The organism is Microbispora sp. CA-135349 (assembly GCF_050947365.1).
GTDB lineage: Bacteria > Actinomycetota > Actinomycetes > Streptosporangiales > Streptosporangiaceae > Microbispora.
The window spans coordinates 8,252,626-8,275,203 of sequence record NZ_CP192001.1 but is presented as its reverse complement, the minus strand read 5'-3'; the positions used below and the strand labels follow the sequence as shown (position 1 = coordinate 8,275,203).

17 protein-coding genes and 1 tRNA gene are annotated in these 22,578 nt (G+C 73.2%); 9 read left to right on the top strand and 9 right to left on the bottom strand.

Annotated elements, in window-relative coordinates; genetic code table 11:
* The first annotated feature begins 67 nt into the window (after nt 1-67).
* Nucleotides 68-1,003: an NrfD/PsrC family molybdoenzyme membrane anchor subunit gene (gene nrfD / locus ACQPZZ_RS38110; RefSeq protein ID WP_432927155.1), complete on the top strand. Its 936-nt coding sequence runs from the start codon at nt 68-70 to the stop codon at nt 1,001-1,003.
* 375 nt (nt 1,004-1,378) lie between these two features.
* Nucleotides 1,379-2,554, top strand: coding sequence for an MFS transporter (locus ACQPZZ_RS38105; protein ID WP_432927152.1), 1,176 nt, complete (start codon nt 1,379-1,381; stop codon nt 2,552-2,554).
* Between the two features lie 86 nt (nt 2,555-2,640).
* On the opposite strand, the gene selD is transcribed toward ACQPZZ_RS38105, so the two are convergent.
* Nucleotides 2,641-3,654, bottom strand: coding sequence for a selenide, water dikinase SelD (gene selD, locus ACQPZZ_RS38100; RefSeq protein WP_432927150.1), 1,014 nt, complete (start codon nt 3,652-3,654; stop codon nt 2,641-2,643).
* Between the two features lie 89 nt (nt 3,655-3,743).
* Here selD and ACQPZZ_RS38095 point away from each other — a divergent pair.
* Nucleotides 3,744-3,836: transfer RNA gene (locus ACQPZZ_RS38095), tRNA-Sec, on the top strand.
* A gap of 229 nt (nt 3,837-4,065) precedes the next feature.
* Nucleotides 4,066-4,326, top strand: a complete 261-nt coding sequence (locus ACQPZZ_RS38090; RefSeq protein WP_432927148.1) for a hypothetical protein — start codon at nt 4,066-4,068, stop codon at nt 4,324-4,326.
* A gap of 28 nt (nt 4,327-4,354) precedes the next feature.
* On the opposite strand, the gene ACQPZZ_RS38085 is transcribed toward ACQPZZ_RS38090, so the two are convergent.
* Nucleotides 4,355-5,494 (bottom strand): pectinesterase family protein, encoded by a 1,140-nt coding sequence (locus tag ACQPZZ_RS38085; protein WP_432927146.1) that lies wholly within the window; start codon nt 5,492-5,494, stop codon nt 4,355-4,357.
* A 200-nt stretch (nt 5,495-5,694) separates the two neighbouring features.
* Between ACQPZZ_RS38085 and ACQPZZ_RS38080 the strand changes: the two genes are divergently transcribed.
* Nucleotides 5,695-7,581 (top strand): hypothetical protein, encoded by a 1,887-nt coding sequence (locus ACQPZZ_RS38080; protein ID WP_432927144.1) that lies wholly within the window; start codon nt 5,695-5,697, stop codon nt 7,579-7,581.
* A 36-nt stretch (nt 7,582-7,617) separates the two neighbouring features.
* Here the strand turns inward: ACQPZZ_RS38080 and selB are convergent, their stop codons facing one another.
* From selB to ACQPZZ_RS38065, 3 genes are all read right to left on the bottom strand, one after another.
* Nucleotides 7,618-9,498, bottom strand: coding sequence for a selenocysteine-specific translation elongation factor (gene selB, locus ACQPZZ_RS38075; protein WP_432927142.1), 1,881 nt, complete (start codon nt 9,496-9,498; stop codon nt 7,618-7,620).
* Nucleotides 9,495-10,835, bottom strand: coding sequence for an L-seryl-tRNA(Sec) selenium transferase (gene selA, locus ACQPZZ_RS38070; protein ID WP_432927140.1), 1,341 nt, complete (start codon nt 10,833-10,835; stop codon nt 9,495-9,497). Before selA ends, selB begins: the two co-directional genes overlap by 4 nt.
* Before the next feature lie 131 nt (nt 10,836-10,966).
* Nucleotides 10,967-12,295, bottom strand: a complete 1,329-nt coding sequence (locus tag ACQPZZ_RS38065) for a cryptochrome/photolyase family protein (protein WP_432927138.1) — start codon at nt 12,293-12,295, stop codon at nt 10,967-10,969.
* 544 nt (nt 12,296-12,839) lie between these two features.
* Between ACQPZZ_RS38065 and ACQPZZ_RS38060 the strand changes: the two genes are divergently transcribed.
* Genes ACQPZZ_RS38060 through ACQPZZ_RS38050 form a run of 3 tightly spaced genes read left to right on the top strand, consistent with a single transcriptional unit; the run spans nt 12,840 to nt 16,719 of the window.
* Nucleotides 12,840-14,939 carry a hypothetical protein gene (locus tag ACQPZZ_RS38060; protein ID WP_432927136.1) on the top strand — a complete coding sequence of 700 codons (2,100 nt, stop codon included), beginning with the start codon at nt 12,840-12,842 and terminating at the stop codon, nt 14,937-14,939.
* A gap of 41 nt (nt 14,940-14,980) precedes the next feature.
* Nucleotides 14,981-15,961, top strand: a complete 981-nt coding sequence (locus ACQPZZ_RS38055) for a MinD/ParA family ATP-binding protein (protein ID WP_363642241.1) — start codon at nt 14,981-14,983, stop codon at nt 15,959-15,961.
* On the top strand, nt 15,961-16,719 hold the full coding sequence (locus ACQPZZ_RS38050; RefSeq protein WP_363642243.1) for a hypothetical protein: 759 nt from the start codon (nt 15,961-15,963) through the stop codon (nt 16,717-16,719). Before ACQPZZ_RS38055 ends, ACQPZZ_RS38050 begins: the two co-directional genes overlap by 1 nt.
* A gap of 1,299 nt (nt 16,720-18,018) precedes the next feature.
* Here ACQPZZ_RS38050 and ACQPZZ_RS38045 read toward each other — a convergent pair.
* Entirely contained in the window at nt 18,019-18,912 is an 894-nt protein-coding gene (locus ACQPZZ_RS38045; protein ID WP_432927133.1) for a hypothetical protein, read from the bottom strand.
* 241 nt (nt 18,913-19,153) lie between these two features.
* Between ACQPZZ_RS38045 and ACQPZZ_RS38040 the strand changes: the two genes are divergently transcribed.
* Nucleotides 19,154-19,396 (top strand): CDGSH iron-sulfur domain-containing protein, encoded by a 243-nt coding sequence (locus ACQPZZ_RS38040; protein ID WP_432927131.1) that lies wholly within the window; start codon nt 19,154-19,156, stop codon nt 19,394-19,396.
* A 343-nt stretch (nt 19,397-19,739) separates the two neighbouring features.
* Here ACQPZZ_RS38040 and ACQPZZ_RS38035 read toward each other — a convergent pair whose 3' ends face one another.
* The 3 genes from ACQPZZ_RS38035 to ACQPZZ_RS38025 are packed head-to-tail and all read right to left on the bottom strand — an operon-like array spanning nt 19,740 to nt 22,551.
* Nucleotides 19,740-20,810 (bottom strand): glycosyltransferase, encoded by a 1,071-nt coding sequence (locus tag ACQPZZ_RS38035; protein ID WP_432927129.1) that lies wholly within the window; start codon nt 20,808-20,810, stop codon nt 19,740-19,742.
* Complete coding sequence (locus ACQPZZ_RS38030; RefSeq protein WP_432927127.1) at nt 20,807-21,814, bottom strand: iron-containing redox enzyme family protein; 1,008 nt, start codon at nt 21,812-21,814, stop codon at nt 20,807-20,809. Before ACQPZZ_RS38030 ends, ACQPZZ_RS38035 begins: the two co-directional genes overlap by 4 nt.
* Nucleotides 21,814-22,551 carry a class I SAM-dependent DNA methyltransferase gene (locus ACQPZZ_RS38025; RefSeq protein ID WP_432927125.1) on the bottom strand — a complete coding sequence of 246 codons (738 nt, stop codon included), beginning with the start codon at nt 22,549-22,551 and terminating at the stop codon, nt 21,814-21,816. The genes ACQPZZ_RS38030 and ACQPZZ_RS38025 overlap by 1 nt, the downstream gene beginning before the upstream one ends.
* Nucleotides 22,552-22,578: the final 27 nt, after the last annotated feature.

Sequence of the window (22,578 nt, the reverse complement as noted above, 5' to 3'; positions counted from 1 at the left end):
CGGGACGTGCCGCCCGGTCAGTGGGATGGGCGAGTGTGATGGCGACCCCCTGCGTGGGGAGGATCTGATGCCGAGGCGCCGGGACGAGATGGTGCCGGATGCCGAGTTCCGGTCGTACTACGGCCAGCCGGTCATCAAGCGGCCCCTCTGGCACGAACCCCACATGCCGACGTACCTCTACTTGGGCGGGCTGTCCGGCGCGGCGGGCGCGATGGCGGCGGCCGCCCGCCTCACCGGGCGGGATCGGCTGGAACTGGCCGCCCGGATGGCCGCCTTCGCCGGGGCGAGCGGCGGGACCGTCTTCCTCGTGGCCGAGCTGGGTCGTCCCATGCGCTTTCTCAACATGCTGCGGGTGTTCAAGCTCTCCTCGCCGATGAGCGTCGGGTCCTGGACGCTGGCCGCCCACAGCGGGCTGACCGGCATCGCGGCAGGCTCCGCGGTGACCGGCCTGCTGCCCTTCGTGGGCGACGCCGCGTCGGTGGCGAGCGCCCTGAGCGGTGCGGCGATGACCACCTACACGGCCGTCCTGCTGGCCGACACCGCCGTTCCCGCGTGGCATGAGGGGATGCGCGAGCTGCCGTTCCTGTTCTCCGGCAGCGCTCTCGCCTCGGCGGGTGCGGCGCTGATGCTGACGACGCCCCGGGCGCAGGCGGCGCCCGCCCGCGCGGCGGCGGTGACCGGTGCCGTGGCCGAGGTCGTCGCGGGCGCGCTGATGGAGCGCCGCCTGGGGCTCGTCGGCGAGCCGTACCGGAAGGGCAGGGCGGGCAGGCTCATGCGGGCCTCCCGTGTGCTCACTCTCGGCGGTGGCCTGCTCGCCGTGGTCGCCGGGCGCAGCCGGGCCCTCACCGCGTTGTCGGGGCTCGCCATCACGGCCGGAGCCCTGTGCACCCGGTTCGGCGTGCTGGAAGCGGGCCGCGTCTCGGCCAAGGACCCCAAGTACACCGTCGTGCCGCAGCGTGAGCGGCTGGACGCCGGCCGCCCCGCCTCCGTCCCCGGCCGCTAGCGCCTCCGGAATAAGGGGGGAGGGACGACGAGCACATCCCACGAGAGGCCGCTCTCGGGCCGAGCTCGGCATCACCGACGACGGCGACGACAACCGCCGGGTCCTCGCCGCCCTCATCTACCTGAACAACTCCTGACGTGCATCTCCAGGCCGTGTGTTGCGCAGGCGGATGCCGCTCCAGCCGGGGGAACCCGCGGTCACCGCGTCTCAGAACGGCCAGAGGTCGCCCAGCAGCCCGAGCTGGATGCGCGGTCCGCGCTCACTGATCACCGCCGACAAGCGATGTGGCCGCGTCCGAAACGTGCCAGTGCTCGTTGCCTCCTCACTGTTTGGCTGGGTGCACGCCATCCACCCGCACCTTGGCCGAACGGACCCATGTCGACCACCACGCTCACCCGGCCCCGCTCGCCCCTCATCGGCTGGCTCGCCGTCATCTCGCTCATGCTGGGCATCTTCGCCATCGTCACCAGCGAAATCCTGCCCATCGGCCTGCTCACCGCCATAGGCGCCGACTTCGGCATCTCCGACGGCACCACAGGGCTGACCATGACCCTGCCCGGTATCGTCGCCGCGGTCGCCGCGCCCACGGTCACACTGACCACCGCACGCCTGGACCGCCGGGTGATGTTGTGCGTCCTCATGGGGGTTCTCGCCCTGGCCGACGTTCTGGCCGCAGCGGCGGCCTCCTACTGGATCATGCTGATCTCCAGGGTGCTCGTCGGCCTCACGATCGGCGGCTTCTGGTCCATCGGGGCCGGACTGGCCGGCCGTCTGATGCCGCCGCACGCCGTCGGCACCGCCACCGCTGTGATCTTCTCGGCCGTGCCCTTGGGCTCCGTGCTCGGCGTACCGGCAGGGACCTTCATCGGCAACCTCGCCGGCTGGCGGACCGCCTTCCTGGCTCTGGCCGTGCCGGCACTCCTGGTCCTCGCGGCCCTGACACTGCTGCTGCCGCCGCTGCCCGCCCATCAGGTCACCCGTCCTCGGGTCCTGCTCGACCTGCTGCGCACCCGGAGCGCCGCAATCGCCCTACTGACCACTTTCCTCATCGTCTTGGCCCACTTCGGCACCTACACGTACGTCACACCCTTCCTCGAGAACGTCACCGGCCTTCCTCCCGCCGTCGTCAGCGCCATCCTGCTGGCGTACGGCGTCGCCGGAATCGCCGGAAACTTCCTGGCCGGCAAGGGCACTGTGACGCGGCTGCGAACCGCCTTCGTGACCTGCGGCTGCCTGATCGCGGTCACCACCCTGTTGCTGCCCCTGATCGGCGGCACGACCATCGGCGCCGTGATGTCACTTGTGGTCTGGGGCTTGGCCTACGGAGGCGTGCCCGTCTGTTCGCAGGCGTCGTTCATCGCCGCCGCACCTCACACGCCCGAAGCCGCGACGGTCGTCTTCACCTCCTCCTTCCAGGCGACCTTCGCCCTCGGCGCGTTCCTCGGCGGACGCGTCGTCGACGCCTTCTCGGTCTCCACCGTGATGATCTGCGGCGGGCTGACCGCTCTCCTCATGGCGGCCTCCCTGTGGTCACTCGGCAAACCCCGCTGACTCCGCGAGGTCACGTGCCGTACGCCGGGCGCAGGTCGCATGTCCCGGGTCCACCACCTCACCGTCGTCCCGGGCGTCAGGAGCTGTCAGGCGAGCCGGATCGCGGCGGTCTCTGCCGGGACGAGTTCGCCGACGACGGGCGCGCCGGGGACCTCGCCGGCGACGAGCAGACCGCCCGAGGTCTGGGCGTCGGCCAGCAGGAGCAGGTCCTCCTCGCCGTACCGGCCCGGGTCGAGGCGGGGCCGCACCCACTCCAGGTTGCGGCGGGTGCCGCCGCTGACATAGCCGTCGCGCAACGCCTGCCGCGCGCCTTCCAGGTAGGGCACGGCCGCCACGTCGACCACCGCCGTGACACCGCTCGCCCTGGCCAGCTTGTAGAGGTGGCCGAGCAGGCCGAACCCGGTCACGTCGGTCGCGCAGCGGGCTCCGGCCGCCAGCGCCGCCCGGGAGGCGTCCCGGTTGAGCGTCGTCATCGCCTCGATCGCCTGCGGAAACACTTCACCGGTCGCCTTGTGCCTGGTGTTGAGCACACCCACGCCGAGCGGTTTGGTCAGGGAGATCGGCACGCCGGGGCGGCCCGCGTCGATGCGCAGCAACCGGTCCGGGTCGGCCAGGCCGGTGACCGCCATGCCGTACTTCGGCTCGGGGTCGTCCACGCTGTGACCACCCGCGACGTGACAACCCGCCGCCCGCGCCACGTTCAGGCCGCCGCGCAGCACCTCCCTGGCGAGGTCCATGGACAGCGTCTCCCTGGGCCAGCCCAGCAGGTTCACCGCCACGATCGGTTCGCCGCCCACCGCGTACACGTCCGACAGCGCGTTGGTGGCCGCGATCCGCCCCCAGTCGTACGGGTCGTCCACGACGGGGGTGAAGAAGTCCGCGGTGGCGACGACCGCCCGGCCGCCCTCGATCCTGACCACGGCCGCGTCGTCGCCGTCGTCCAGCCCGATGACCAGTTCGTTCGCGTACGCCGACGGGTCGGGGGCGACGAGCCCGGCCACGATGCTCTCCAACTCGCCCGGGGGAATTTTGCAGGCGCAGCCGCCTCCGTGCGCCCGCTGGGTGAGCCGGATCCCGGCCTGCTCCGCCGTCTCGGTCATGCCGCCCTCGTTCAGGGTCGTCGTCCGTCCGCCACGCCGCCATCGGGGGCGCCGCAGGGTCCCTACCCCGTTCCGGCTAGGTTTCTCCCGGAGGTGTGTGGGCGCCTGGTGGCCCCCGCGGTCTTCAAAACCGACGAGGCCGAGGTCCTCGGCCTGGCGGGTTCGATTCCCGTCCACCTCCGTTCACGCTCGGCCGTCCGAGCGAGGTGCTCTCTGCCAGACGTCGAACTGTCGTCCTTTCCGCGGGCGCCGCCCGAGTCGCCGGTCCTGGTGTCGCCGGAGCCACTGTCACCCGGAAGCCGGTCGGCGCGGCCTGGGAGACGGACACAGGGCGCCGATCACGCTCCGCAATACTATGAATACGCTTATCGGTTGGCTTCCCAGGCTGCCCGACGTCTCATGGAGGAGATCATGGAATCCACCACGTGGCCGGTCTACAGTCCCTTCGCCAAGGAGCACTTCGGCAAGGGCCGCGAAGAAGGGCTCGCGGAGGGCCGTGTGGAGGGTGAGGCGAGGGCGGTGCTGGCCGTCCTGGAGGCCCGGGGCATCGCAATCTCCGACTCCGAGCGCGCTTTCATAAAAGCGTGCACGGATTTGGTCCTGCTCGACGAATGGGTGCGGCGCGCCGCCACCGTGCCCACCACCGCCGACCTGTTCGCCGAGGAGTCCTGACCGGTACGTTCGACGGACCCGGCCGTGCTCAGCGGCCGGGGACGCGCGGGATCAGGACGGGGCCGGGGCGCCAGTCGCCGAGGTAGTTCGCGGGGGTGTGCTCGGCGGCCTGTTCGGGGGTGAGCTGCGGCCGGTTTCCGGGGACGGGGATCGCGGCGCCCGGGCCGCTGTTGTGGAACTCGCCGAATCTTGCGTCCTGCCAGTGATACCCGGCGCTCATGTCCACGTACGGCGTGGCCGCGTCGATCGAGGGGCCCATCCGGGTCTCGCGTACGACGAGCGACGGAAGGGCGGTCGGGTCGCTGCTGGGCCGCCAGGGCCGGGCCAGGCCGAAGGACGCGCCGGCCGCGGCCCCGTCGATCACGCATCGCACCGCCAGGTAGCCGCGCGGGTTCGCGGCGGCCGTGCTCGGCGCGAACACGAAGCCGTACGGACGGAACGTGACGTCCCTGGCCAGGGTTATCAGCTCGCAGCGCTCGAAGACGGCGGTCGCGCGGCCGAAGACGAAGTCGACGTCTCCCTCGATGCGGCACTCGCGGTAGCACTGCCGCGCGAAGGAGGCCAGGGTGCGGGTGTCGGCATACAACGTGTCCTGGTGGCCGAGGAATCGGCACCTCTCGAAGTACGACCGGTCGCCCATGACCTTCGCCGCCACCGCCTGGGTGGACGTGATCTCCGGGTGGTCGGCCCGCAGCCAGTCGTTGGCGAATGTGACATCGGCGGCGGTGAAGCCGTCGGCCTGGATCGTGGTGGTGGCGCTGCCGCTGGTGCCGTACGTGCCGCCCTCGGGCTTGGGCGTGCCGGCCGCGTTGTCATAGACGATCACGACGTCGCGCGCGTCGCCGGTCGCCCCCAGGAAGCACAGACCGGTCTTGGCCTGCGGCACGACGACGGTCTCCCGGTACGTTCCTGCGGCGATCACCAGGGTCCAGCCGCCGGCCGGGGCGTCCGGGGTCGCGTCGACGGCCGCCTGGACGGTGGTGTGGTCTCCTCGGCCCTGGCCGTCCACGTAGAGCGTCCGGTTGTTCAGCCGGCGCCGAGGCGAGCCGTACCGGCCGAAGGGGAGCACATGGGCGGCGCGCGCGGGTGACGCGATCGCGAGGCCGAGGAGCGCGACGGCACCGGTCAACGCCCGACGTCGGCCGATCAGGGGGGTCGGGGGCGCCATGGCGACTCCTTGGGTCATGTATGTGAACTGATTCCTCAAACATGAACACCTGCACCGTAAGATCCGCCTCCAACCGTGTCAATGAGGGAGCGACGCCGGATAACTCCCGGGACGCGCGTTACAAGACGGAGTTCAGTGGTTCCCAAGCCGGATCGGAGAGCATGGCCCCCGTCTTTCCTGAACAACGAAAGGGACCCCCGATGAGATGGACGGCGATGCTGCTGAGCGCTTCGCTGCTCGGCAGCCTGCTGACCGCCCCTCCGGTGCTCGCGGCCCCTGCTCCCATGACGGCCCCCGCCGCCACAAAGGCCACCGCCCCCAGGCCGGCTCCCGCTCCCAGACCGGGCACCGTCCTCAGGACGGCTGTGGCCAAGGTCAAGGCGAGCCCGGCAGGCAGGTCCGGCGCCTGCCCCACCACCGTGGGCTTCTCCGCCGTGGTGGCGGCCAAGGGGAAGGGAACGGTGCGGTATCGCTGGGTGCGCAGCGACGGGAGCAAGGGCGCCATCAGGAGCTTCCGCGTCAACGGTGCGCGAACGGTGGTCGTGCGCGACCGTCAGACGTTCGACCGCGGCGGCTCCGGCTGGCAGGCCGTGGAGATCCTCGGCAAGAAGGGGCTGTCGGCCAAGGGCCGCTTCGACGTCGCGTGCACGGGCCCCCTCGTGATCTGGGACGTCTCCCACCCGCTGCCGGCCCGGCCCGCCAAGCCGCTGGTCGCCGCGGCCGCGGTAGGCGCGAGTCCGGCGGCCTACCGGGGCGCCTGCCCCACGACGGTGACGTTCACCGGAACCATCCAGGTGTCGCGTACGCCCGCCAAGGTCGGCTACCGGTGGATCGACAGCGGCACCGGAGAGGGCCGGATCGAGTCGCTCTTCTTCCCGGCCGGCGGGCCGCGCATCCGGCAGGTCACGCTCCCGCTGTCCGTGGGCAGCTCCACCGCGGGCTGGAAGGCCATCCGGATCGTCAACGCGGGCGGCCACGACTCCGGGCGGGCCGCCTACACGGTGACCTGCACGCCGACCCCGCCGGCCTCGCCGGGCCCGTCGGCTCCGCCCAGCCGGTCGCCCAGCCCGTTGCCGTCGCCCAGCCCGTCGTCTTCGCCCAGTCCTCCGGCGGATCCGCCGCCGCCCGTGCGGACGCCCGTGCCGCAGATCACCGGCCTCACGCCGGGCGACTACGAGGGCGGCTGCCTCGAGCCCGTCACGTACCAGGCCACCGGCCAGATCTCGCTCCCGGCCGGCCCGGCGCAGAGGGTCGGATACCGGTGGATCCTCGACGGCTCCACGTGGCAGGAGCAGTTCGTCGACTTCCCCGCCGGCGACCAGCCCCGCGTGCAGAACGTGTCCGCGACCTGGAGCTTCGACTCCGCCCGGGGCGGCTCCCACACCCTCGGCCTGCAGGCCGGAGGCGGCCCCGCCCAACCGGCCCAGCGCACGTTCAGCTTCACGTGCGTGGCCGAGGGCGGCGACGCCACCCTGACCGTCGAGTACATGCTGACGCCTCATTTCAAGGGCGAGTGCGACGGCTCGTTCCCCATGCGGGCCAGCGCGATGGTCCTGACGGACCGCGACGCGGAGGTCAAGTATCGCCTGGTCGTCGACGACAAGCCGGGCGTGCTCAGGACGGCCCAGCTCAAGCCCGGCACGCGGAGCACGATCGGCGACTTCTGGTACAGCAGTGCCAGGTCCAGTGGTTCCGGCGTCGTCCGCCTGGAGATCCTCAACCAGAACAAGCCCGTCAAGCAGGCGCCGTACAGCTGGACGTGTGTGGCGCCGGACCCCTCGCCGGGCACCGTGCAGATCACCGAGATCGAGTCGGTTGGCTACTACGGCGACTGCGTGGTCGCTCCCTACGTGACGGCCTTCGGCGAGTTCAAGGCGCCCGCGGGGACGGAGATCACCTACCGCTGGGTGGTCGACGGCGTGAACCAGCAGAGCTTCACCCACACGGTCCCCGAGAGCGGCGTGATAGGCATCCAGGCCTGGAACTGGACGCGCGCCGAGAAGACCGACGGAACGGTCAAGATCGAGGTCCTGAACCACAACAAGCCGACGGCGCAGACCACCTATCCCGTCCACTGCCAGGGCTGACGGACCGGGGTGCGTCGTCGTCCCCGTCGGCGCACCTCACCCCCGCGGCGGGCGGCAGCGGCGGTGGACCTCGTCCATCCGCTCGGTGAGGCCCGTGCGGTCGAGGTGTTCCAGCAACGGCACCGCGACCCTGCGACTGGTGCCGAGCGCGCTCCTGGCCTGGCTGACCGTGAACGGCTGCGGCAGCCGGGCCAGCAGCGCCGCGGCCCGCGTGTCGGCGCCCGGCGCGAGCACGACGCCCTCGGCCACCCGCAGCAGCGCCCCGGCGCGTACGGCGGCGGCGAGTTCGCGTGGCCCGAGCCCCAGGGCGGCCAGCCGCCCGGCCTCCGGCGCCTGGAACGGCGCCTCGGCCAGGTCGTCCAGCAGCGCCCGCACCGCCCGGGCGACGGGAGCGGGCAGCCCCGCGGTCCCTGCCACGGCACGGCCCGACATGATGATCCGCCCGTCGGCCGCCGTCAGCGGCGGCCGCACGAGCGCCGTCACGAGTCTGCGGTCGGGCAGGCCCAGCTCGTGACGGGCGGCCTCCACCGGCATGCCGGGCTCCAGCGGGTGATCGGCGGCGTACCGCCGTACTGCCTCCGGAAGCCGGGCGGACAGCCCCGACCAGTGATCGGGGTCGGCGTGCCAGCCGGCGGCCACCGGCCGTCCCTCGGGCGGGCAGCCCATCGCGGCCAGCTCGCCGTCACGCAGCAGCAGGTGCGTACGCAGAAGGGAGGCCGCGTCCGCCGACGCCTCCGCAAGAGCCTTCGCCCGTTCCCTGGCCGCCCCCCGGCGGCGCAGCTCCGGCGGCCGCACATCGAGCACGGTCGCCCGCGCGAGCACCCGCGGCTCGCCCTGCCCCCGGCCCGGGTCCCGCAGCAGCAGCGCGTCGCCCAGGTGCAGGGGAAGCGGCCGGGCCAGGCGCAGCCGGGCCGCCTCCGCCCCGAGCGGGCGCACCTCGCACGGCACCGACGCCGAGCCGATGTGGGCGGTGAGCCGCGCCGGAAGCGGCCCACGGGCGCCTTCCGCCAACGTCACCCGCACGTCGGCCAGGTCCGTCGTGGTCCAGGCGCCGGGCGTGACGAGGGCGTGCCCGCGTTCGGGTGCGATCCGCCCGCGCAGGTTGAGCGCCACCCTCGCGACCCCGGTGACCGAGTCGACGTGCTCCTTCAGCGACTCCAGGGCGCGCACCCGCACCGGCTCGCCGTCCAGCTCCAGCTCGTCACCCGTCTGGACGCGACCCGCGGGCAGCGTGCCGGTCACGACGGTCCCGCTGCCGCGCACGCTGAACGCCCGGTCGACCCACAGCCGCACGGGGGCGTCCGGGTCGGGCGCGGGCAGCGCCGCCACCAGCCGGTCGAGGGCGGCGCGGAGGCCGTCCAGGCCCTCGCCGGTGCGCCCGCTCACGGCCAGGGCCTCCACCGCGCCCAGCCCGGCCTCCGCCAGCCGGTCGCGCGCGTCCCGCAGCGCGGGCGCGGGGTCGGCGAGGTCCGCGCGGGTGACGGCGAGCAGGCCGTGCCGCACGCCGAGGGTGCGCAGCGCGACCAGGTGCTCCTCCGACTGGGGCATCCACCCCTCGTCGGCGGCGACGACGAACATCACGGCGGGCACCGGGCCGACGCCGGCGAGCATCGTGCCGAGGAACCGCTCGTGCCCCGGCACGTCGACGAACGCCACCCGCTCTCCGGAGGGCAGGGCCGTCCAGGCGTAGCCGAGCTCGATCGTGAGCCCGCGCCGCCGCTCCTCCTCCAGCCGGTCGGGCTCCATCCCGGTCAGCGCCCGCACCAGCGTCGACTTGCCGTGATCGACGTGCCCGGCCGTGGCCACGACGTGCATTCGTCCCTCCCCGAGTGCGCGGGCGGCGCGGCACCGGCGGGCGCCGCCCGCGCCCATGAGCCCGTTGCCCATGCGCCGGTTGCCCATGAGCGGGCCGCTCATCGGCCGGACGCCTTCCGCGCCGTCTTCAGGGCCGTCTTCAGGGCCGTCTTCAGGGCGGCCTCCAGGACGGCATCGAGGACCTCGCCGTCCAGGTCCGGCGGCACGGCGCGCAGGTCGAGCAGCAGGCGGCCCCCCTCGACCCGGCCGACGACGGGAGGCTCGCCCCGCCGCAGCGGTACGGCCAGCCGTTCCGGCAGGCTCACGGCCACGCTCGGCAGGCACACGCCCGGGGCTCCGCCTCCGCCCACGGTCGCCTCCGCGGGCACGGCGGCCGCGTCCACTCCCGCTTGGCACATCGCCTTGGCCAGCGCCTCCGCCCGCTCTCCGAGGATTATCGGGTCGGCGTGCAGAGCCTGCCGTACGGGGGGCTCCGGGCCGCGCAACGTCGCCTCGAGCGCGGCCAGCGTCAGCTTGTCCACGCGCAGCGCGCGGGCGAGCGGGTGGCGCCTGAGCCGTTCGACGAGGTCGCGGCGGCCGAGCAACAGGCCCGCCTGCGGGCCGCCGAGCAGCTTGTCGCCGCTCGCGGTGACCAGGCCGGCGCCGGCCCGCAGCACGCTCGCGGCGTAGGGTTCCTCGGGCAGGAGCGGATCGCGGTCGAGCAGCCCGGACCCGATGTCGACGACCACGGGCACGCCCAGCCCGGTCAGCTCGGCCACCCCGACCGCGCCGGTGAAACCCTCGACCCGGAAGTTCGACGGGTGGACCTTGAGCACGAACCCCGTCTCCGGCCCGATCACCCGGCGGTAGTCGTCCAGGTTGGTGCGGTTGGTCGTGCCCACCTCGCGCAGCCGTGCGCCGGTGGACACGAGCAGGTCGGGGATGCGGAAGCCGTCGCCGATCTCGACCAGCTCGCCCCTGCTGATCACGATCTCCCGCCCGGCGGCGAGCGCGGTGGCCGCGAGCACGAGCGCGGCGGCGTTGTTGTTGACCACGTGGACCGCCTCGGCGGCGGGCACGGCCCGCGCGAGCGCCTCGGCCGCGCCGCGTCCCCGGCGCGCCCGCGCCCCCGTGGCCAGGTCGAACTCCACGTCGGTCGCCCCCGCCGCCACCGCCACCGCCTCGACGGCGGCCGGGGACAGCGGCGCCCGGCCCAGGTTCGTGTGGAGCAGCACGCCGGTCATGTTGATCACACGTCGCAGGCTCGTCGCGTGGTGCGGCAGCTCCGCCAGCGTCTCGTCCGCGACGTCCTCGGGGTCGATCTCGCCCTGCCGTACCCGCTGCTGCGCCCGCGCGACCGCGTCCTTCACCATCGGACGGCCCAGCCGTCCGATGGCGGCGGCCAGCCGCGGATCGGCCAGCACGGCGTCGGTGCGGGGCACCCGTCTGCGTGGATCCACACTTCAAATTACAGCGACGGCCTACGGCCCGGCCGGTGAGGCCGGGCCGTGCACCCAGGGGAATCATGCGGCGGGGACAGTCCGGCCGCCGGGAACGACGACGAATGGGCGGCGACGCAGCGCGACGATCGTCATGATCTGAGCTCACCGCCGAGGGGCGAGGACGGGTAGCCCGGCACCCCGCCGCGTACCTTCCAGGGCTCGTGAACAAGGTCGTCGGGCAGCGCCGCGAGCTCGGGGACGTAGCGCCGCACGTACTCCCCCTGCGGGTCGAATCTCTTCGCCTGCCGCAGCGGGTTGAGCGTGCGGTAGGGCCGGGTGTCGTTGCCCGTCCCCGCGACCCACTGCCAGTTGCCGCAGTTGTTGGGCATGTCGCCGTCGAGCAGCCACTCGGCGAAGTGCTCGAGCCCCGCCCGCCAGTCGATTCCGAGCCGTTTGGTCAGGTAGGAGCCGGTGACCAGGCGCACCCGGTTGTGCATCCAGCCCTCACTGCGAAGCTGGCGCATCCCCGCGTCCACGATCGGGACCCCGGTCACGCCGTCCCGCCAGGCGGCCTCCACCTCCTCGTCGCGCCGCCACCGCACGTCCCTCTGCCGGTAGTCGCGCCGGCCCATCTCCGGGAAGGCATTGACGACCTGGTAGTGGAAGTCGCGCCAGCACAGCTGCCTGACGTACTCCTCACCGCCCGGCCGTTCACAGGCCCGGTCGACCACCTCCGCCGGTGACACGCAGCCGAAGTGGAGGTAGGCGCTGAGCATCGACGTGCGTCCCGCCATCCGGTCGCGCGTGCCGGCGTAGGAGGCCAGGCCGTCGCCCACCCACCGTTCCAGCCGCCGCCGCGCCTCGCTCTCCCCGCCCCGCACGATCCCGTACGGCTCGGGGGGCGCCTCGGGCAGGACGCCCGGATCGATGCCGGATCCGCGGCCGCCGGGCGGCAGGCACAGGCGGTGGGGCGCGCCGAGGACCGGCCGCCTCGCGGTGGCCGACCAGGCCCGCCAGTAGGGCGAGAAGACCCGGTAGTGGCTCCCGCTCCCGGGTCGCAGCGCGCCGGGGGGCACCACGGTCACGCCGGGGAACAGGCGGAACTCCAGTCGATGGGCCCGGCACTCCTCCGCCAGGCGCCGCTCCCGCCGCCGTGCCAGCGGGCTGACATCCTCGCTCGCCCAGATCGCCGACGCGCCCGTCTCCCCGGCCGCCCGTACGGCGTGGGCCACCGGGTCCCCGTCGCGTACGACGAGGTCCCCGCCGAGCCCGCGCAGGGACGACCGCAGGTCGTGGAGGGACGCGTGGAGGAAGTCACGGCGGTGCCGGGCGGCGATCGCGGGATCGAACACGAACAACGGAACGACGTGCCGGGCCACGGCGCACGCCTCGGAGAGCGCCGGGTGATCGTGAATTCGCAGGTCCCGGTTGAACAGCACGACGACGGTGTCCACGCGTACCTCTTCGCCGTCGATCACGCCGTTGGTTGCGCCTTCCGGAGTAAATCGCGCGAGATCGTTTCGCGGTGCGGAGAGGCTGCTTCACGCCGAGACCGGACGTGCGCGTGCTGTAATGTCGGGAAAGCGTGGATCGCTGATTATTCCCCGGGGATATGAAAGCTATTCATATCAGATGTGGCGGTCAGGTGACGGATCGAAAGCCGGGTGGGGAAACCGTTCCACCGCCGATGCGCCCGGCGTGTGGAAGCAGAATGTAAGACCAGGTCATACCGGTATCTGGAAGATCGGAGCGGTAAGACTCGCGACTTCTCCAGACAGGTCCGTATGTGTTAACGGGCGCCGCTGCTAGGTCCGTTTCGGATGGCCATATAGGCGTTATTTGCGGCTTATCCTCAACTCAGGATTTCTATGGTTCTTTTCCTTCCCAACACATCGCAGTCAGTCTAAGATCTCGTTCTATGTATCGGTATGCATCAAGATTTCCAGTTAGGCAAGTGCGACACCCAAGTCGCAGTGATGCTCTGGCCGAACATGACGTTGTCGCCGTCCTCACCCTGATCCGGTGCGCATGAACCCGCCCGCCGGGGATATGACGCTCGACCCCGGTCAGGGGATGGCATGGGTGGACGAGCACGGCGCCCACCTCGTCGACTACGCCGCCTGTCACCTCGAATCCGCCCCCATGCTCACGGCGGTGATCGCCGCGCTGGAGTCGTGCGCCGCCCGCGAACGCCCCGAGAACGTCTCGGACCGGGCCTGGCTGCTGTCCGCGCTGCGCCGTGAGTGCGCCACCGGCCCGGGACGGGGCTTCCTGCCCGCGTCCGGTCCCGGAGGACCCGACCAGGGGGCGGTGCGGCGGGCGTGGAACCTTGCGGACCCCCTGGGCGCGGAGACGCTGCGCCTGCTCTACCGCCACGAACTCCCGCTGCGGGATCTCGTGTACGTGCTCGCCCTGCCGCTCAAGGAGGCCGGCAGGCTCATCGCGCGCACCCAGGACGTGGTGGAGATCCTCGTGAGCGGCCTGGACGGTCTCGCCCGGGGCCGGCCGATCTGCCCGGAGCTCGGTCCGCTGGCCGCCGCCGTCTTCCCGGACGGGCACGGTGACGCGGCCGACTTCGGCGCCGCCCGTACGGCCCTGCTCCGGCACATCGTGACCTGCGTGGTGTGCAAGCGGCCCATCAACATCCGATACACCGTTCCGCAGATCCTCTCCCGCCCCCCGGTCGCCGACCTCGCGGACGAGACCAGGCAGCGACTCCTGGACGCTGTGAACAGGGCCGCCCTGAACAGGACCAGGCCCGCCAGCGCGGAGCGGACGGCGCATCGGCCTCCCTCGTCGTTCGGCATGCCCCTCGCCGCTCCCGTGAACACCGCGTCCGCGCCGGCGGCCCCCGCGCCGCCTCCTGCTGTGCCGCGGGAGTCCCGCGGCCACCCGGCCGTTCCGGCCCAGGGATCCCCGCAGCCGTCCGTCCCTTCGCCCCGTACGGTTCCCCCGGCGCCGAGGACGCCGCCCGTGCCGCCGCCCGTGCCGCCGCTGGTGCCACCCGACTCCGGCCTGTCGCTGCCCGCGCCCCGTGCGGAGTCCGGCACGCCGTCGCGGCAGGACAGAGCGGACAAGAAAAACACGTCTTCTGGCGTGTCGGCCGGTGGCGGGCCCGAGCGGCCGGAGCCTCCGGCGCGGGCCATCTCCCAGGAGGACACGCAGCCGAGCCTGCCGTGGCCGTCCGGGACGTCCAGGTCGCGCGGCACGCGACGGCCCGCCCCGTCGCCGGGGCCGTCCGCGCACGCTGCACCCGAGGCGACCGCGCCGAGTCTGCCGCCCGGGCAGGACACGCCTCTCTACAACGCGCTGCTCTCGCAGATCAGGGCCAGGGAGGCCCTGGCGCACGCCGCCGAGGCGGTCCCGGCCGCCGACGTCGCCAACGTCGCCGACGCGCCCGGCGAGGCGGACCTTCCCCACAGGCCGCTCGCCGGTACGCAGATCAGGATCGTGGAGATCCTTGCGCGGGTCGGCTCGCTGCTGCGAGCGACCGCGTTGCGAATCGTCATCGTGGTCGTCGCGGGGGCGGCCGGAACCGTGATGGGAATCAACCTCTTCGCCCCCTCTCCCCAGTCGCAGAAGGGGTCGCTCGAGGCGGGCGTCGCGCAGGCGTCCGCCGATCCCGCGCGCACGGCCGACAACCCCTCGGCGGCCGGCGCGACGGGCGGTGCGGCGGCGGGTGATGCCGCGGCGGGCGGGGCCGCGACGGGCAGGGCCTCGGGCGCGCCGCAGGTCACGGTGACCGCGACCGCCGCTGCCGGAGGCGCCGCACAGACGAATGGACAGGGCGTCACTCCGGACGTCTCCGCATCCCCCGGGGCCTTCCTGATGGGGGCCTGGGGCGTGCAGGCGCCGTCCGTCATCACACTCGACGCGTTCGGAAGAGGCACCCTCTCTCTTTCGACGACATCAGGAAAACCCGTGAAATGGCGGATATCGGCTCCCGGCCTGGTGGTCGAGCCGTCCAGCGGAACGCTCAAGCCCGGGCACACCGACGTGCTCACCGTGCGCGCGTTGCGCGTCCGCTACTGGTGCGGGGTCCCCTCACCCGTGACGGCGCCGCTCGAACTGCACGGCCCGAAGGGCGACGGCACCGCCACCGTGCGATGGAGCAGCTGCTGATAACCCCCGTTTCCTCCCGTCCTCGGGGAAAGGACCCGACAATGACCGAGATCCATACTTCGGTGCCTACTCCCGCCGAGCAGTTCCCGGAGAGCGTGCCTCTCACGGCCGAACATCTGCTGATCAACCGCCGCGTGGAGCCCACCGGCGGCTGGCGGCGGCTCGTCTACCAGCTTTCCGGCGGCCGGATCAACCCGTCGGAGTCGGCGGCGGAGCTGGAACGCCGGACGCTGATCGCCCAGGCCCAGACGCCCGTCGCCAGCGGTCATCACCGGATCGCGGTCATGAGTCTCAAGGGCGGGGTGGGGAAGACCACGACGACGGCGGCGCTGGGCAACACGCTGGCCTCGATGCGCGGCGACCGGGTGATCGCCATCGACGCCAACCCCGACCGGGGCACGCTCGGCATCAAGGTCAAGTCGGAGACCGCGGCGACCATCCGGACCCTGCTGGCCGAGGCGCCGCACATCGTGCGCTACGCCGACGCCCGCGCGTTCACCTCACAGTCGTCCGCGCGGCTGGAGGTGCTCGCCTCCGACACCGACCCGGCCGTCAGCGAGGCGTTCAACGCCGAGGACTACCGTACGGTCGCCAACCTGATCGAGCGTTACTACTCGATCTGTATTACCGACTGCGGCACCGGGCTCCTGCACGGCGCCATGGGCGCCACACTGGAGCTCGCCGACCAGATCGTGCTGGTCACCATGGTCGCGGTCGACGGTGCGAGCTCGGCCGCCGCCACCCTCGACTGGCTCACCGCCCACGGCCACGGCCACCTCGTCAAGAACGCCATCGTCGTGCTGAACGCGGTCGAGCCGAAGTCGCACGTCGACGTCAACCTGCTCGAACGTCACTTCGCCGGACGCTGTCGCACCGTGGTCCGGGTCCCGTTCGACCCGCATCTGAAGGAGGGCGCGGAGGTCGACCTGGCCCGGCTGCGGCCCACCACCCGCGGCGCGTACCTGCGCCTGGCCGCGGCCGCCGGGCAGGCGTTCGGGCAGCGACCGGACCGGAGCAAGTAGTGGGACCTTCCGTCATTCCCGATCCAGCGCTCGACTGGGACCTGGGGCCGCCGCGGCGATGGGATCCCCGGCACCTGGTCGTCGCGATCGCGGGGATCGTCACCGTCATCGCCGTCGCGGTGATCGTGCTGCAGACGCGGCGGGCGGAGGCGCCGCCTCCCACACCGGTGCGCGTCGCCGCGCCGTCCGTCGCGCTGGCGGTGCCCACCGGTCACGAGGGTGACGGAGGCTATCCCGTGGGGTTCCCCCACACCGAGATCGGGGCGGCGTCCGCGGCGGCCGCCGCACTGGAGGCCGCCTGGACGCTCGACGTCGGCCAGGCGGAACAGGCGGCCGCGCTGTACGCCCCGCCGGACCAGCGTGGGGCCGCGCGCGAGGGCGCCCGCGACGCCGTACGCGGCTGGCGGGAGACCCTCGGCCTTCCCGCCGAAGGCGACCTCCCCGCCGGGGCGGCCCTGCGGACGCAGACGATCGGCGTCCAGTGGAAGGTCCGCTCCGACGACCAGGTGCAGGTCTCCGTCCTGGTCCAGGTGACCGCGACCACGGGCGCCGGTGCCACCGGCCCCGTCTACTCCAGCCCCTACGCCATGAGCCTGCTGATGGCGTGGAAACCCGACATGCGCGGTGCGGACAAGGGCGACTGGGTGAACATCCCCGACCCGACGCCCCCGTCCGTGCCCGCAGCCGCTCTCCCAGGGACGCCCGAGTTCGCCGCGGCGGGCTGGAAGTCCCTCATTGGTCCCCGGCCCACTCCCTAGATCGAGGAAGAGCCCTCCAATGACCCCCCGAAAGTCCTCCCGGCGCACCACTCTGGTCTCCGGCCTGCTCCTGGCCGCGGTATCCGCCACCGGCGGCGCCGTGGCCGGACAGCCCTGGGCCGCCGTGGCCGAGCCCGGCTGGGACGCCCCCCCACCGGTAGAAGGCGCCGCCCCCGTGGCCGCCTCCACCTCCAACGACCCCGTGGACGCCTCGTCGGATGATTCGGCGCCGGACACGGAATCACGGTCCTCGTACGGCGGCTCGGACGGCGTGGATGACGGCGCGCAGGACGATTCCGTGGACGCGCCGGATGACACGGCACCCCGCAGACAGGCGGCGGAAAGGGCCGGCTCCGGTTTCTCAGGCGGTTCGTCCCGTACGGCACATGAGTCACCCGGCCGCCCGCCCGGTGCGATCCGTCACCTCCCGCGTGGTTCCGACCGTGTGTCGGACGCGGCGCGGGACTCGTCCGGTGACGCGGGTGGTTCGTCCGGTTCGACGGACGACGAAGCCTCCGATGACACCGCGAACGAGCCGGACAGCACCGCGAACGCATCCGATGGCGCGGGTGACAGTGCGCGGGACGACTCCGCGAACGCACCCGATAGCGCGGGTGACAGCGACTCCGCGAACGCGCCGGATGACACCGCACCCCGCGGACAGGCGGCGGAAAGGGCCGGCTCCGGTTCCTCCGGCGGTTCGTCCCGGAGGGCACGGGACTCCGCCGGCAGCCCTGATGGCCCGTCCGCGAGGTCGCGGGAGACGGCGGACTCGTCCCCGAGGTCGTCCGACGCCACCACGGGTGCCGGCTCGGCGGACGCTTCCACCCGGGACCGGACGGCCCACGAGTCGCGTGATCGGGGTCGCGAGGGCCGCAGCGGCGTCATCGGCGACCGGACCGTTCGCGATGCCCGTGATCACAGCCGCCACGGGTCCGGCCGCACCAGCGGTGAGCGGCAGGTCGGCGCCGCACGCCACCTCGGCGGTGAGCGGCAGGCCGGCACCTCCAATCACACGAGCGAGCACCGCCGCGTCACCGACTCCGCCCCGCCCCCTCCTCCGGCCGCTCCGTCGCCGTCCACACCCGGCGGTACGGCGCCGCCGCCCGTGTCCTCGTCGTCAGCTCCACAGGGGCCCCTCCCGACCGCGAGCGGCGGCGCAAACACCAGGGCGCTGTCCGCGCCGGGCGTGCAGGACAAGCCGGAGCCGAACGGCGGGCCGAGCGCCCCGTCGACACCGGAGCCGACGGCCGGCGGTGGCGTCACCGCATCCCCCGCCGCATCCCCCGGCCAGGGCGGTCAGGGGGCACCGGTGCCGACCGCGAGCAGCGGCCCCACCGCGACGGCGACGCCGGGGGCGACGGTCCAGACCGCCGCACCCACGACCCCCGCACCCGGGACGAGCGGCGGGGCCGCGCCCACGCCGAGCAGCGGGCCGAGCAGTGGGCCGACCGCCACGGCGACACCGAAGGCCACCCCGAGCACGACCATCTCGGTGAGCCTCTCGCCCGGCCCGGGCTCCACGGCCACAGCCAAGCCGACGGACAAGCCAACCACGCAGCCGAAGCCGACGGACAAGCCCACGGGCACGCCGGCGGACAAACCAACCACGCAGCCGAAGCCGACGGACAAGCCCACGGGCACGCCGACGGACAAGCCGACGCAGCAGCCTCCGGAGCCGAAGCCGAGCGCGACCGTCACCTCGACCGCGCTTCCCGCCGCCTCTCCGCCTCCTGCGACGCCGCCCGCAGTACCACCGACCGCCGTGGCTTCACCCCCGGTCAGTCCGCCGCCGGTCAGTCCGCCGCCGGTCAGTCCGCCAACGGCGACGCCGCCCGTCGTCCCGGAGGCGTCCGGCGCGGCGACGCCGCCATGGGTGGTTCCTCCGCCCGTGGCGTCCACGGATCCCACGCTTCCCACGGCCGTGCCGACGTCTCCGGGCAGCCCGCTGTGGGTGTCCTCTGCGCCGTCGCTCGGCAGCCGGTCCGCGGCGGCGCCGCCTCCCACGGCCGGACAGCCGCCGACGACGCCGATCGTGATCCCGGGATACGTGCCGCTGCCGCCGCTGGCCGCCCATACACAGCATCGGTGCGGGAACGACGACGCGGCCGGCTGCTGGAGCCTTGCGCCCTGGCGGAGCCGTACGTCCGGGCAGCCGTCCGCGCTCGCGGGCGGTGAACCGTCAGGAGGCACGGCGACGCCGCGATGGGCCTTCGCCCCGCCGACCGCGAAAACGGCCCTGCCCAGCCCGTCGGGCGTCCCGGGCGCGTTCAGGGCGCCGTTCGCGGCGTACGCGTTCGCGGCGGACGAACCGGCAGATGCCGGCCGTACCGGCTGCTGGGCCTTCAGCCCCTCCGCTCACTGCGCGAGATGGGACTGATCACGCGTCGCTGACCACGTGTTACGCCGTCACCGTGCCGGGCAGGCTGCACCAATGGAGCACTCGGCGGAGGACCCGGCCGCGGTGACGGCGGTCACGGTGACGCCCTGCGAGGACGGCCCGCTGCTGGTGCGCGGGCCGTTCACGCTGTTGACGCAGGACGGGCGGCGTATCGACCCGGGCAGGGCCACGGTGGCGCTGTGCCGCTGCGGCCGGTCCTCGACCAAGCCGTTCTGCGACGGCTCCCACAAGGCGGTCGGCTTCCGGGCCCCCAGCGAACCCGACCCGCCGGGCTGACGAATGATCTGTTCACGGAAGTCTGAGGGAGCGGAGCGGAAGGGAGCGAGGACCGGAGCGGAGGCCCAGCGGAGCGGGCTTCGCGAGGACCGGAGGTTCCTTCCGGCGCAGTGACCGGCTCGGCCAAGGTTTGTGGCGGTGGTGGCTCGGCCAAGGTTTGTGGCGGTGATGGCTTGGCCAAGGTTTGTGGCGGTGGTGGCTTGGCCAAGGTTGTGGCGGTGGTGGCTCGGCCAAGGTGTGTGGCAGTGCCGACTCCGCCCGAGCTTTATGGCAGTGGCCGTCCCGGCTGAGGTTCACCGCGGTGACCGGCGCCGCTCACGCTTTCTGGCGGTGACCGACTCGCTCAGCGGACACCGCGTTGCCAGGCGAGCACGCCGGTCCGGGCTGCCGGGGAGAGTGCCCGGCGGCGGAGGCGGCGGGTCGAGTGCGCGGCCACCCGCAGGCGCCGCCCCGCGTACGGTATGCCGCCGAGCACGAGCCTGGCGAAGAGGGCCGCCCAGCTGCAGGTGGCGCGTTCGAGAACCCAGATCGGGGCGAACAGGGCGGCGGTGGCGGGGAAGATCCGGCGGCCCCCGGCGCGGCGGCGTCCGATCTCCGCCAGGCCGACCGCCGCCGCCGCGCCCGCCGCGACCAAGCCCGGCCGGCGCCGCCAGACGGCCGCGCCCACGCAGGGCAGTACGGCGAGGAAGACCGCCATCCGCGCGGGCTGGGCCAGGTCGTCGTACGCCTGCCGGACCCGCTGCGACCAGAACCGGCGGGTGCCGGGCGGCAGGCGCCGCACGTACAGGTCGAGCGGGCGGACCTCACGGCCGCCGTGGGCGCGGACCGTGCGGATGAGTTCCAGGTTCTCGAACAGCACGTCGCCGTCGTAGCCGCCCATCTTCTCGAACGTGGAGCGGCGTACGCCGAAGGTCCCCGGGTAGTCGGCGCCGAGGCCGCGGTTGAGCAGGCTGCGGGCGCTGTCCCAGCGGGCGTGCCAGGGGAGCGGGTGGAAGTGGTTCTGCGGCCGGACGAGGTCGGCGTGCTCCAGCAGGGCGCCGACCCGGGCGAGCGCGGCCGCGTCGTAGCGCACGTCGTCGTCGGCGATGACCACGTGCTCGCTCCGGGCGCGGCGCATGCCGGTGAGCACACCGGCCACCTTGCCGTTCGCGACCGTCAGGTCGTCGTCGGGCCGCACGTGTTCGGCGATGCCGCACCACAGGCGGGCGTGCCGTTCGAACAGCGGCGGCGGTGAGCCGTCGACCACCACGATCCGGGCGTGCCGGGCCAGGGCGCGCAGATAGCCGGTCAGCTCCGCCAGCCCGGCGTCGTCGTGCCAGCGCAGCGGCAGCACGTAGCCGATCTCCGGCGCGTCCCCGCCGGGCGGCGATGCCGGTCGATCGGCTTCCGCTGCGTGCCGGCCGAGCGTGGTCATCGGGCCGTCACCTCGGCGTCCGCCCGCCACCGCGACTCCCACAGGGAGGTGCGCCCCTCCCGCCAGCGGCCCAGCAGGTGCTCCGCGAAGAGCCGGTCGAGGGTCAGCGCGCAGGCGGCGCCGTACAGGACGTCGCCGGCCAGACCGGGATGTTCCGCGGCGAACGCGCCGCACAGGTCGTGCGCGGCGATCTGCTCGTGCACGGCGTCGGCCTGCACGTGCTCGTCGTAGTAGCGGCGCGTGCCGGCGTCGCCGCCCAGCCGCCGCAGCCCTTGGCTGTAGCGGCGGTTGGGGAGCGACGAGGTCATCTCGAATGCCGCGAGGTGCCCGAGGAGCGCGCCCCGGCGGCGGCGGTGCAGTCCGAACATCGACATCACGGTGCTGATCGCCAGCGTCACACCGGGGACGACGCCAAGGTAGGCGCCGTAGGAGTCGTCGAGGCCGAAGCCCCGCATGGTCGCGCGGAACAGCTCGGCGTGCATGCGCTCGGGCCTGCCCCCGCCGTACTCGTCGGACTGGATCTCCACCAGCGCGGCCTTCGGCCGGCCGAGCAGGCGCGGGATGCCCCACGTGTGGGGGTCTGCCTCCTTCAGCTGGTAGATCGACCGGTGGATGACGAACTCGCGAAACTGCTCCACGTCGGCTCTGCCACGCAGGTACGCCGACAGGGAGGGGCCGTCCTCGGACGCCACCAGCGCCGCCAGGGCGCGGGGCACCTGCCGCGGCGGCGGAGCGGGCGGGCGGGGCACGCGCCGGGCCAGCCACCGCTCGAACCACCCCTCCAGGCGCTCCCGGAGGGCCAGCACCGACGGGTTCCACTCCCAGCGGTCGTCGACGCCGTCGAAGCCCTGATAGTGCAGCTCGTAACAGACGAACAGCGCGAGCTGGGCGTCCTCCTCGTCGTCCCGTGGATCGGCGGGCGGCGGGCCGAAAGCGTGAGGCGGCCGGGCCAGCTCCGCGAAGAGCCGGTCGGTGAGCGGGCCTCGGGGCGCGGGCAACTGCATCAGCTCTCCAGCAGGCGGTAGACGGACACGTGGGCCCGGCTGTCGTCGGTGAACGGAGCGCCGGACCAGTCGGCCCAGCGGTGCTCCCGCTCCATCCCGGCGAGGCGGGCCATCAGATCCAGCTCGCACGGCCAGGCGTAGCGGTGGTCGGCCGGCAGCAACCGCAGGCCGTCCGCGGTCATCCGCAGTTTCGTCGTGTGCATGAACTGCTCGGCCGGGCTGAGCCGGGCGGCCTCGACGACGACCTCGTCCTCGCCGAGCGACAGCAGCCGCAGCGACGTCCGGTCGCGGAAGGCCGCGGGGTCGGGCACCCACGCCTCGACCACGAAACGCCCTCCGGGCCGCAGATGGGCCGCCGCGTTGCGGAAGCACCGCACCTGGGCGTCCTGCGAGGGCAGCGCGAAGACGGTGTTGAAGGCCAGCAGGACGAGCGCGAACCGCCCCTCGACCCGCACCTCCGAGAAGTCGCCCACGGTCACCGGGATGAGGTCTCCGCCGGGCTTGTCCCGCAGGACCGCCACCATGTCGGGCGACCCGTCGACACCCGCGACGGTCACGCCGCGGGCGGCCAGAGGGAGCGCCAGCCTGCCGGTGCCGATCCCGAACTCCAGGACGGGCCCTCCCTCGGCCAGTCGCGAGACGCGCTCGACCGCCGGACCGGTGGGCAGATGCCCCACCATCTCGTCGTAGATGTCCGCGATCGTCCGTCCGTACGCGGACGCATCGAACTTCCCCATACGCTCCCCCCAGTGCCGCGGGGTCGC

Excerpts from the sequence above, each read along its gene's own strand:
- selB (WP_432927142.1), bottom strand. The coding sequence starts at position 9,498 with ATGAGCGGCCCGCTCATGGGCAACCGGCGCATGGGCAACGGGCTCATG.
- ACQPZZ_RS38085 (WP_432927146.1), bottom strand. The coding sequence starts at position 5,494 with ATGGCGCCCCCGACCCCCCTGATCGGCCGACGTCGGGCGTTGACCGGT.
- nrfD (WP_432927155.1), top strand. The coding sequence starts at position 68 with ATGCCGAGGCGCCGGGACGAGATGGTGCCGGATGCCGAGTTCCGGTCG.
- ACQPZZ_RS38030 (WP_432927127.1), bottom strand. The coding sequence starts at position 21,814 with ATGCAGTTGCCCGCGCCCCGAGGCCCGCTCACCGACCGGCTCTTCGCG.
- ACQPZZ_RS38090 (WP_432927148.1), top strand. The coding sequence starts at position 4,066 with ATGGAATCCACCACGTGGCCGGTCTACAGTCCCTTCGCCAAGGAGCAC.
- ACQPZZ_RS38080 (WP_432927144.1), top strand. The coding sequence starts at position 5,695 with ATGAGATGGACGGCGATGCTGCTGAGCGCTTCGCTGCTCGGCAGCCTG.
- ACQPZZ_RS38040 (WP_432927131.1), top strand. The coding sequence starts at position 19,154 with ATGGAGCACTCGGCGGAGGACCCGGCCGCGGTGACGGCGGTCACGGTG.
- ACQPZZ_RS38055 (WP_363642241.1), top strand. The coding sequence starts at position 14,981 with ATGACCGAGATCCATACTTCGGTGCCTACTCCCGCCGAGCAGTTCCCG.
- selD (WP_432927150.1), bottom strand. The coding sequence starts at position 3,654 with ATGACCGAGACGGCGGAGCAGGCCGGGATCCGGCTCACCCAGCGGGCG.
- ACQPZZ_RS38105 (WP_432927152.1), top strand. The coding sequence starts at position 1,379 with ATGTCGACCACCACGCTCACCCGGCCCCGCTCGCCCCTCATCGGCTGG.
- ACQPZZ_RS38025 (WP_432927125.1), bottom strand. The coding sequence starts at position 22,551 with ATGGGGAAGTTCGATGCGTCCGCGTACGGACGGACGATCGCGGACATC.
- ACQPZZ_RS38035 (WP_432927129.1), bottom strand. The coding sequence starts at position 20,810 with ATGACCACGCTCGGCCGGCACGCAGCGGAAGCCGATCGACCGGCATCG.